The organism is Shewanella sp. 125m-1 (genome assembly GCF_052977065.1).
Genome location: NZ_JBRILT010000030.1, coordinates 49,451 through 61,116 on the forward strand (window position 1 = coordinate 49,451; position 11,666 = coordinate 61,116).

The 11,666-nt window shown below is 41.9% G+C and carries 6 protein-coding genes; 1 reads left to right on the forward strand and 5 read right to left on the reverse strand.

Annotated features, from left to right (window positions below; genetic code table 11):
* Positions 1-12: 12 nt before the first annotated feature.
* The 5 genes from ACVBIK_RS13640 to ACVBIK_RS13660 all read right to left on the reverse strand — a co-directional run bounded on the left by ACVBIK_RS13640 (position 13) and on the right by ACVBIK_RS13660 (position 9,922).
* A complete protein-coding gene (locus ACVBIK_RS13640) occupies positions 13-2,862 on the reverse strand; it encodes an exo-alpha-sialidase (protein WP_447169908.1) in 2,850 nt (949 codons plus the stop codon).
* Between the two features lie 516 nt (positions 2,863-3,378).
* Entirely contained in the window at positions 3,379-4,563 is a 1,185-nt protein-coding gene (locus tag ACVBIK_RS13645; RefSeq protein ID WP_447163427.1) for a cyclically-permuted mutarotase family protein, read from the reverse strand.
* 117 nt (positions 4,564-4,680) lie between these two features.
* Entirely contained in the window at positions 4,681-7,575 is a 2,895-nt protein-coding gene (locus tag ACVBIK_RS13650) for a TonB-dependent receptor domain-containing protein (protein WP_447163428.1), read from the reverse strand.
* 569 nt (positions 7,576-8,144) lie between these two features.
* Complete coding sequence (locus tag ACVBIK_RS13655) at positions 8,145-9,104, reverse strand: hypothetical protein (protein ID WP_447162096.1); 960 nt, start codon at positions 9,102-9,104, stop codon at positions 8,145-8,147.
* A 2-nt stretch (positions 9,105-9,106) separates the two neighbouring features.
* Positions 9,107-9,922, reverse strand: coding sequence for a tetratricopeptide repeat protein (locus ACVBIK_RS13660; protein WP_447169909.1), 816 nt, complete (start codon positions 9,920-9,922; stop codon positions 9,107-9,109).
* A gap of 460 nt (positions 9,923-10,382) precedes the next feature.
* On the opposite strand from ACVBIK_RS13660, the gene ACVBIK_RS13665 reads away from it, so the two are divergent.
* Positions 10,383-10,865, forward strand: coding sequence for an acyltransferase (locus ACVBIK_RS13665; RefSeq protein ID WP_447162098.1), 483 nt, complete (start codon positions 10,383-10,385; stop codon positions 10,863-10,865).
* The last annotated feature ends 801 nt before the right edge of the window (positions 10,866-11,666 follow it).

The following is an 11,666-nucleotide window of genomic DNA, read 5'->3' on the forward strand; positions in this document are numbered from 1 at the left end:
AAAACAGCCAGCTTACTGCCGCTCAAGGCTGCTCAGCTCAAAGTTTAGAAACTTCAATAGCGTGCTTCCCGTCGCCTCATAAATCACACCAATAGAGCCGTCATTTAGCCTTACCACATCAGAATAGGCACTCATGCCATAAACTAATTGATAAGGAGTGCCAAAATTAGTCCCTTCATCTGTACTGACCCAAATCCCCAAGTTATTACGATTAGGGCCTGATGTTGTACCTATGGGCGCAGTAGCAATGATAAGATCTTCAGCATTTCCCGCTCTTATCGCTGAAAATCGAGTGAGCCCAATATCAACCTTAGAAACAGCCAAGTCATGACTTGTTTGCGTCCATGTGATCCCGCCATCATGACTCAAGAAGTGATAACGAGTACCTGCTGCGCCTCCATCATTGCGAGCGGTCAATAATAATGTTCCATCATTAAGCTCAACCATATCAGCTTCGGTCGGTCCAGAAACAGGCGTAAACTCACCTTTATGCCAAGTTAAGCCATTGTCGTCACTAAACACTGTCGCAACATAAAACAGGCTATTACCAGCACGCACTATGGCTGGAAAAATCATTCTGCCATTGTGTTCACCTTGAGCTGAAGTCTGCCATTGCAATTGGATCCCTTGCCCTGGACCTGGGTTTATTGAACGCCAAGTCGGATCTTTAACTTGCGAAGTAACATCGACTGCGGCGGACCATGTCAGTCCATTATCAATACTTTTTTTATAGTACAAATAGTTAGCATCACCCGGGGCGACACAGTTACCATTTTGTGCACACAAGTCTGGCCACTGCACATAAAACACATAAACCGTATTTGTCGATTTATCAACAAATGGACGGGGATCTGAATAATCAAACGCTGGATCTTGATGAATAATCTGCACAGGTAGCCAGCTACGTCCATTATCAATTGAACGTTTTAAAGAGATGTTAATCTGACCCACTTGCCCAGGATCTCCACCACTTGGACGGCCTTCAATAAACGCCAGTATTGAGCCATCTGCAGATTGGACCATGGAAGGTATTCGATAATGACTCATACCATCATCGCCTTCTTGATCTCCTTGAAAAACAATACTTTCAAAGATAGCCGGACCACTACCAAAGGTCTCAAAGTTGACATAACGGTAATTGGCAACACCATTTGTGCCAGAAGAGCCATTACCCCACACTATGACATTCTGACTGGTAGCGGAACCAGCCCAAGTTTCGATTGCAATACCGTCAAAATAAAACGTCGCTAAGCTCGTTTCAACATCGTAAATCACTTCATAGGTATGGTACTTATCCGCACCAGTCATCGGCACTAATGTATGACTACTGCCTCCCTCCAACGCTGCGACTAAGTCACCATTGCCATTGATACTTAACAAAGCTAAAAAGCGTTTATTACCATTTGCGTAGTAATCAGAAATCGCACTGCCCGACACAATTCGACTCGTGGTGGTCATTTTCCAGCCTAAGGTTGTCGCATCTCGATTAACTTGCACGCTAGGCTGTATTTCCCACTCAGCTCGGCCATTAATACCACTAGCCTGCCAAGCAGCTTGACCTTGTTCGTTGACTAAACTGCCTGCGCCAGAGTCCGCACTATCATTTGTCCAGCCAGCCAAGAGGGGATCGGTATTGAGGTTACTATCAAAAGTCGCCACCACAGTCGATAACCGAGTGAGAGCCTCAGCTTGCTCTGCCGTCAGTATATTGTCATAAATACGGGTTTCATCTATGCTGCCGCTGAAATACCATTGGCCACCATTACTATCATGGTTACGACCAATATTCATGCTATCTAACCCCGCAATGGCGCTAAGAAAGCTAGTTGCATTACCACTGAATGCTAACCGGCCATCGACATAGATTTGGGTACCGTTTGCATCCACCATAATCAGTGCTTTGTGCTCTTGATTATTATTGAATGTGGTGACGGTTTTTGAGTCATTGACAAAACTGCCGTTCTCTCGAGCATGCACCCGTAACGTGCCATCACCATTAATCAGTATTGCAAATTCACTTGAACCTTCGGCTGAATTGGAAGCACTAAAAAGAGTTGCTGTTGTCCCCGTGGCTTTAAACTTGGTAAATATGCTACCTCGGGCCAGCTGCTGTACAGATGCAAGTTCAGTATCAACCGATATAAATTGGCTTTCGCCATCAAAAGTGATCCCAGATGAGTCCCACGTTGCAATAATCTTAGCTTCTTCAGGTACTGTTTCGCTGAGCGTCTCAAAGGCGACAGTTCTATAATAAGCAATACCATTAATGTTTGATGAACCATTTCCCCATGCAAGCATATTTTGATTGCTGGCCTCACCAACCCAAGCAGGATCAATTATCACTCCATCAAAGCTGAAACTAGCAAGTTGAGTAAGTGGATCATACTCAACCACGTATTGATGATAGCTATCCGCTCCCGTTCCTGAAACTAATGTATGTTCTCCTCCCCCAACTAGGTTTACGACTAAATCTCCCGACGCACTAATACTCAATATTGGTAGAAAACGTAAAGCACCATTTGCGTAGTAATCAGTGATATAGCCGCCAGACTCAACGCGACTAGTCCAGCTCATTCGCCAACCTTTTAGACTAGCCTCATTATTAAGCTCGGTAGTTGGAAGCATATTCCATTGCGCTCTGCCGCTGCTTCCCGTTGACTTCCAACTTGCGGCATTTAAATCTTGCACTACTGTTCCCGTAGCTTGCCCCGAAAGGAAATCACTCCAACCTTGGCTCGTTGGGCTTGTTTCATGCATCGCATCAAAATTTGCGACCAATGTGTTTGCTTGCGCATATCCACTACTAAAGCCCATGGAGCATAAAGCAATAAATAGCGCTGTTAATCTAATTGTTCTCAGCATAATGTCACCTTTATAAATTAAGTGTTATCCATGACAAAGCCAGCAATAAGTGGCTGATAATCTAAAGGTTCTTTACTCAAGCTATACATCCTGAACCACTTTAACGCTACAAACAGCTTAAGTACCCATGTTCTTATCTTATTGAAGTCTTACGCGAACTCAGTGAGTCCTGTAGTAGCGACTCAAATATCTGATCCACGGTTTTACATATCAACCTGTCACACCACCAATACAAACATGTGTGCAAAAATTGGACAAGAACTTTATGGTATAATAGTATAACTAGATAATTGGTAGTGCTAGTGATAGTCGTAGGAGTTAATATTGCTGGGTACAGGAAAGCGGCTTACAAGTTACACCTTCAAATAAGGTGCAACTAGGTAAACCATTGTAGAAAGCTTTAACTAATTTAAGTGATTATTGGTTTAGCAAGTTGAGGGGATAAGCGAGTCTCAGATCCAGGCTCTGCTAATAAATATCAATGTACTAAACAAGATAATGAAATAGACGACAGTTTTATTGAACAGGTTCAATAGTGGCTTGATACACATTAGGGGTACGGATAACCGGCCTTATCTCGCCAGAAATCCAATATATTTGGTTATCTTTTTGCGATATAGCAAGGGGCCCCGCTCCCCCCGTAAAAGGCACCTCCTTACTTAAAGTTGACCAGTTATCTTTATTGAGATCATAAATAAGCTGTTGGCGGCTAAAGTTAACCTCTTGCTCATTCAAACTAAAATAATATTGTTTGAACTTAGATAGCCTATCCTGTGAGCTAGTCGCCAATTGAAAAATAGCATCGTTAAACACTTGCCTGTTTACACCACCAAGTAAAATGAATTGCTCATCATTAATCACCGCAACCCCACCACCAGCGACAGAATAGGGTTGGTCTTTAACTGTAACCGGTGTAAGTGTTCTCCAGCTTAGTGCTTCAAAGTCAAACGCATAAGCGTCGGTTAGAACATAACGTCCTTTTCCTGCCAGCATATTTGCACCACCAAATACATAAAATTGTTTGTGATGCTTTATGGAGGGGAAATCGGCTCTCGCAAGCCCCGGGATTGGCGCTATCTTATCTTTATTGATGCATTTTTGCTGTTTCAAAGAAAACTGACACACTGCATTACTCACTACGCCGTTATGCTTACCGGCAAATAAAAACAGTGAGTCGTCTTGCCAGGCCGCCGCGCCAGAATCCCAAGTAAAAGGCAGTTGATTAACAGCATTAACCACAGGTTGAGAGTTATCATCTAGTGTCAGCTTTAGAATAGAGTCGAAGGCTTGGCCGTTATTTTTACCTCCAACAAGATACAGACTATTGTCAACAACCACAGCTGCACCATGACCTCTTGCGGAGGGTAATTGCCCATGAGCTACTAACTCAAATTGATTATTTGCGGTATCAAAAACAAAAATATCTGAATAATACTGCTTAACCCCCTTATCAAAAAAAGGGTGGCCCTTAGGAAAATTAGCCCCACCAGCAACCACAAGGTAATTACCGACAAATGCACTATAGGCACCAGCTATACCGATAGATTGATTAAAGCCTTTAGGAGCTGGAAGTTGCCCCGCTTTTACCCAACTCACCTTGGCCTGAACAGGTACTTTTGTTTGACTTTCCACAGCTAACACTGGCCCACAAACAAGCGCGACAAATAGCATAAGTAGGAAAAATAACTCAGTAGGCTTCAAGCGGGACTCCTTAACTTTTAAGTAAAATAAAACCTAATCAACATTGATTAGGTTTTAGGACATTACACCGACAACAAGGCATTTATTGTTATAAAAAGAGCATGCCTTTCCCAGCTATTAGAATGTCAATTTAACACCAGCAAAGATTTGACGACCAATAACATCATAAGCTTGAGGCGTAGTATTGGTACCGACTGCCGCACTCGTCGCCTGAATATCTGGCTGCTCATCAAATAAGTTATTTGAGCCAAGATAAACATTAACAGCATCATTTATTTGGTAGCTAGCTCTAAGATCAACATAGTAAACCGCATCCATAGTGTTTAGATCATCCGACAGCGTCGTTTCACCAAGCACACCCTTAGTTTCAGAGCGGTAAGTCAACTGTGCATATAAGTTAAAAGCATCAGTAATGTCATAAGAGGCATTCATCGTATAACGATACTCAGGGAATAAGGTTTTTCCTAAATTATCAATTTTTCCACCTGGTGTATCAATTTCATATTCACCGAGATAGTTAGCGATTAAATTTAAGTGTAAATCTTCAAGCGAGTAACCTATCTCAAGATCTAAACCGCTAGTTGAAATGGTATCGGCATTAATTGATGTAGAGTAAATATTTAGAATTGGACCGTCTTTTACGTCACGCACGACTTTGCCGCCACAGCTTGCATCAAATTGTGATGGGTCAGCGTCATAACAACGCTCAACCATAATATCGGGAGTGATTGTGGTAATACCATCTTCAATTTCGATATCATAATAATCGAGTGAAACGTATAAATTATCTATCGGCGTTACAACAAATCCTAAAGTCAATGAATCAGCAGTCTCCTCTTTAAGATCTGGAGAGCCGCTCTGCATTACTAAAGTATTATTGGTTTCTGAGCCAACCAATACATACTCGCCATTTGGATCGGTCGCCATTCGGTTTGCAATAGCCGAAATAGAACTACAGTTAACATCTCTATTCGACGTCCCTGAACTGCTCGCTCCGTTACAAACATCAATGGTAGGGTTAGCGACACTGGTTGTTCCTGTAGAAAAGATATCATTAATGTTTGGCGCGCGCACAGAGCTTGATTGACTAGCACGAAGACGAATTACATCATTAATGGGTGCATCTAGACCGAGTCGATAAGTTGATGTGGTACCGATTGTAGAGTAGTCGCCCACACGGCCCGCTAAACTCACATTCAGCCAGTCAGCAACTGGAATATAAAGCTCACCAAAAACTTCGGCGACATCAAAACTACCGTCAATAGGTTGCACCGCGCCTTCGCGTGTAATGCCTAACTGACGAAAACTATCTGGGTTTTCAACTGCGGACTCTTTACGGTATTCAAGACCTGCAGCAAATCCCATATTATCGTGACCAACAGATAAATCTAACTCTCCAGATACAACACTGTTAATAACAAATTGTTCAACTTTACCCGTTTGACCAGTGCTAACAGCAAGATACTTCATTGCTTCATCAGAAAATCCGACAATCCCGGCTTGGCCTGCCAAACTGTCAGTAGTACCAAATGGATTCACAGGTAAACAACCGTAAATTCTAGCTATTTCATCGGCACACTGATAACCACCATTGCCATCGTCTTCAATCGTCACAGCCTGTTGCATATGAGGGATACTAAAGTCACCGCTATTTTGCTGTTGTTGCGAAGTGATGCCATAAGTAGCACTCGTTTTCCAGTCCAAATCATTATCAAAATAATAGTTATAGCTACCTGCAATACGGAAAGTCTCACGGTGATTTTCAGTTGTTCGATTACCAAACTCATAGGTACGTCTATTCGTCGATACACCATCAAGAGAAGTATTATCACCCATGACAGCAAGAAGCTGCTGTCCAGCACTACTGCCTACGAAGAAGGGACTCGTTGCTACATCGATACCTGTAGTACCACCATCTCCTTTTCTAAAGATATTGTTTACAACGTCAATTGGCGCTTCTTCTAAATCAACACTGGCTTTTGTCTGTGAGTAGTTTAGCTCTACTTTTAAATCTGAATTTTCAGATACATCGAAACTCATCCCGGAAGCGACATTGAAGCGTTGGAACGGGGTAACTAAAGTACGATTAGCATGTTGATTATCCCAGTCAGATTCGCCCATAGGTTGGAAATTGCCGTCAAGCAAAGGCTGATTGGTATTAAATGGGTCCCCATTACCAAATATTTTTAGATCACCATAACCGAGTGATGCTCCATCAACATGACCAGGGCCATCTCGTCTAGCTATAGAGTCCCTGATGCCATCACCATTGGTATCAAGAAATCTCATTTCATATCTGGAAAAGTCTCTTTCTGACGAGTTTAAAGCCTCTTGATTGGAGTAGCCTACAGAAACCCATGCATTTCCTTCATCAAAGTTCTGACCATAGGTAAAGTCAATGTTCTGTCTCTCTGCTCCCCCTTCAGAAGAATCGGCCGCAAAAGCATTGATTTCCAAACCTTCGTAATTCTGTTTAGTGATAATATTAATAACACCAGCAATGGCATCAGAGCCGTAAATAGCAGATTGCCCGCCAGTTAGTACATCTACGCGCTCAATAATCGCTGGCGGGATCGAGTTTAAATCAACACCATAACCTGTATTTGCAGAAACTCCTGAGACATAACGACGACCATTCACTAATACTAAGGTTCGAGCAGTGCCTAAGTTACGAAGTGAAGTAGTCGAAACACCAACGTTACTACCTGCGCCACCAAGAGAAACATTATCACTTGAACCATTAATCGATGCAGTCACGGAAGGGACTTTATTTAATACATCACCAAGAGATATTGCCGCCACTCCTTCAATGCTGTCTCTTCCTATTTCAGTAATCGGCGATGATGATGAAGCGTTAGCGGAACCGTTAAAAATGTTTGAACCCGTTACAGCAATTCGTTCAACGTTGTTACTTTCTTGCTCCGCGTCATTTGCTATAGCTGCAGAACTAAATAATCCAGCAATACATAATGACAGTGCGCTGCGGCAAAACATCCTTTGATTGGTATTCATAACTTCCCTCTCTGAGTTTTATAGTTTTAATTCAATGTGCAACTGTTTCTGATGTAACTAACCTTTGAATCGATAAATTCTAGTGCAACTAATCTCTAGCTATCCCAACATTATGCAGTCAACCTATCATACCAGTATACACGTAGCAACATTAACAACACAAAAACAAACAAGATGATTACCAATGCGCAACATCGCAGAGTGATGCTACGCTAAAAAAGAGCGCTAAACAAAAAACCAAATATACTTACAAACTAAACATTTTCAATTAGTTATTTGGCTTTGAATATATAAAGCAGATATTTGAACCATAGGCGAAATGCATAGGAAGCATTTTCATGAACTGAATTGATTAAAAGCAGATTTAAAATAAAAGTAGCGGTTCTAACAGATAAATTAAACTGTGTGAGGTAGCTGATATCGCTAATAAGCGCTTATCCATCAGGAAACCATCAAGACTTGAATCACAAGTCTGATACGCTGATGAAACAGTTTTGAAGGGCCAATAATAACTTAGGAAAAAGTGAAAAGTGCAGACTAAATAAATACCCTAAGGATCTTAAGTGCGACTATTTAAGCTCGATGGCTTTTACCTTAAAAGCAATAACCGATGACTCTCCCAGTGCAACAGCTTTCATACTAGGATGAATAATCTTCCAATAAGCTCTATCCTCCAAGCAGACAGTCCCTGAGAAGTGTTCGATGTTAACGCCGCCCTTACAGTTTTTCCCCCAATAATCTTGGTTTTTATCAGAAAAAGTAATGTCTAGCTCTGCAGGCTTGGCGTTGATAACATGCAATAAATTACAGCCACCAGCAACCAGTGCAAAGCTCAAGACTATATTACCCACTAATATGCCAAACACTTGTTTAGTCGTGCTCTGGCCGACTTGCTCTGCACGCTCTCTGCCTTTCTGCGACAAGGCCTTAAGCAGCAATATGGGCAGCGTAAGAGCATAAATCACGCCCCCAGCAATGTAGGCTGAATTAAAAATATCATCATGCCAAATCACATCAGATAAAAAGATGAAAGACAATAAGCCCAGACAAGCTGCTGTGATATAGGCGCCCCCCAAATACTTGAGCAACAAACTAAATCGGGAACTTTTAGGAAAGTAGTGTTCAACAAACTTGCCCTCACTCTCACTCAAGAGCCGCTGCAGATGCAACTCAAGCTCGCTAAAACTGACAAAGCCAAACTCCTTTTGACGCTCAAGCCCACCTTTATTGCTCGTATAATACAGGGCTAATAAACCTTCGTCTTTACTCAAAAAATCATAAGTGAAGGTGATCTCACTGCCTTTGACCCCAGCTTGAACAATCAGCATTGGCATGGTCAGCGCTTCAGTTGAATTATCGCCTTTAACTTGCTCACCTTTGGCTACAGCGCCTTCAGATACACTCTCATCAAAGATAGCAGTGTCTCGTATCTCTTTGAGTCGGTGCTTTAATGTGGTACGGCTTGCCACCGCGCCCATCTGCTGTGTTTGACCACTGGCGCACTCCAGTGACATCGAATGTATCTTCATCACTAAAATACCTGCTCTAAGAGTGCACTAATCTGGTTATTGTTCTCTGAGTCCCAGCGATGCTTAGTATTGCTGTTTCTATAGGTTTGGTCAGCAATGGCTTTTTCTTGCGCTGTCAAATGTTCTGCGGCTTGTTTAACTAGGCTGCGAGCCTGAGAAAAATCATTACCTCTAGCGTAACGTGCCCAAAGGTAAGCTTGGCTGAAATCGCCTAGGTTATAGTAATAGACAGCCAAATTATGCTGCGCTGCAGGAAAAGAATGTGCTGCGGACTTTTCTATCCAGAATAATGACTTTATCTGGCTTTGAGGCACGTAATGTCCAAAGTGATACAACAAGCTCAAATAATATTGAGCAAAAGCATTATCGCTATTTTTGCTAAACCAATGATACGCCTGCTGGTAATTGTTAGCTGTAGTCAAATCGTAAAAATAAAGTGTAGCGAGTGATAACTGACTACCGACATCACCTAACTGTGCTGAAGGCGTAAAAAATGCCCTCGCTTCGGGATAGCGCTTATTCTTAAATAGAATAAAACCCAGATCTCGAGCCTCTTCAGCTGGGATACGTTCGCTGTATTTTTCGATACCACTTAAGTTAATAGGCGGCGCGCCAAACAGCGCATTAAAGATGACAATAACGATGAAGATGACTAAGGAAAACCCCAGTCCTTTTAGCTTTTGTTTCACTCTGTCTTTCCAAGTCGAAAAGTGCGTCAAGGCCAACGCATCGAAGGGCAGTTTATCGGCAAGAGTCTGCCATATTGCTATTGAGCCCGCAAGACTAAAGCCAAATGCAGTACCAAGAACAAAGAACAATAAAAAACGAAAAGCCAGTGATATTGACTAAAATAATAAGCATTACCAGTTAAAGCCTGACACCTCAGAGCGAAAAGCCAGTTTAATCATTAAAACCATATGCATATTCCTTGTATACTAATATTTATCCATTTAGTGCTTAACCGCCGAGGTAAAGTCAAAGCCATTGTAGATCAAAGTCTGCAGAATAACTCCTTGCCACTCACTGAAGGTTCATGTAAAAAACACTCCTTTTTTGCAGTATCCAAGCTGCTGACACCCATATCGTCCATATCAATGCAACTCATATAACTAATGCCTAGTAGACACGTCTGTTAATCATTGCTTCATGATTATCACGAGCTGCTCTCGCTCATCTAGTGTAAGTATTCGGAAAATAAGTATGTGTAAAAAAATGAGTCTTCGTCGAAAGCTGAAAGCACTCTCTATTAAGCTTTTCTGTAAAAGAAAGAAGATTACAATGAATGGTACGCCATCTTTCAGTGGTGGATGGCCCAATATTCACAATAAAGGCGCTATGCACCTTGGTAGACAATGCTGCTTTCGGTCTTTTCGCTTACATCAAAATATTACAGTACAAGCAGGAGCTTTTTTAGAAATAGGCGATGGTTCATTTTTTAATGACGGGGTCAATATTTGCGCGACTCAATCTATTAAAATAGGTCATCACACCAAGATAGGCGATATGACATATATTTTTGATACTGATTTCCATCAATTAACGCCTGACAGAGAGATAAAGAAAGGCCCTGTTATCATTGGAAATAATGTATGGGTAGGTGCAAATTCGATGATCCTAGCAGGCTCTTCTATTGGCGACAACTCAGTCATAGCTGCAGGTTCGATAGTGGTTGATAAAATACCACCAAATTGCTTAGCGGCTGGTACACCGGCAAAAGTGATAAAATCACTGAATATTCCTGATGGTTGGTTGAGACAGTAAGGTCCAGACACAAAAAAGCTCAAGCAAATTGCTTGAGCTTTTTTTGTTTTTAATCGCTGGGATTTGGCTACTAACTATTCGTTGGCCGCCTCCAATCCAATGGCGTAAATACACCATTAAAACAGCAATTTAAAACTAGAACGGCATCTTCATGCCATCAGCACTTAGACTTATGATAAGTGATAATAAGTGATGAAATGGGAGTTTCAGCGGTTACATGAGCATTTTGATAACTCATTATAAGTGTTTACAACTAAAAATTTGGCCCCTATTTGGCCCCCTAAATTTTCTGCTGTAGGGAAAGTGAAACATTGAGCCCCCAACAATCCAGAAGCATTAAAACACCACTTATTAGATGATCAGCTCAGCTTTCATCCTAATGATTCTCACCCTTAAATCAACCTTGATTTGTCATTGCCTTCAAATTAGATTTAACAACTAGGTGTTACTGCGGCTTTAAGTGTAGTGTCTTAGTTACTCTGGCTACTGAGGTCTAAATCTGCCGTTGCCATTAGCAATAGTTCGTTGAACCTTCTGAGCAATATAGTCTTAGTGAACACATGCCTTAGCGCGATCACTCTAATCATTTCTGTCGGATAGGCGGCACTTGTTACCAAGTACCGCCCTCCTAAGAACCGTACGTGCAACTTTCACTGCATACGGCTCAAGCCTCCACTAAGGCGTGTTCTGTTACCCAGCACCCTACATCGCAGCTAAGACCGGCTCGAACCAAGAGTTTCTGCCTTGCTTAGCCTGTTTCCGCTTACTTAAGTAAGCTTCGTATTCTGGGTCGTAAGGTAT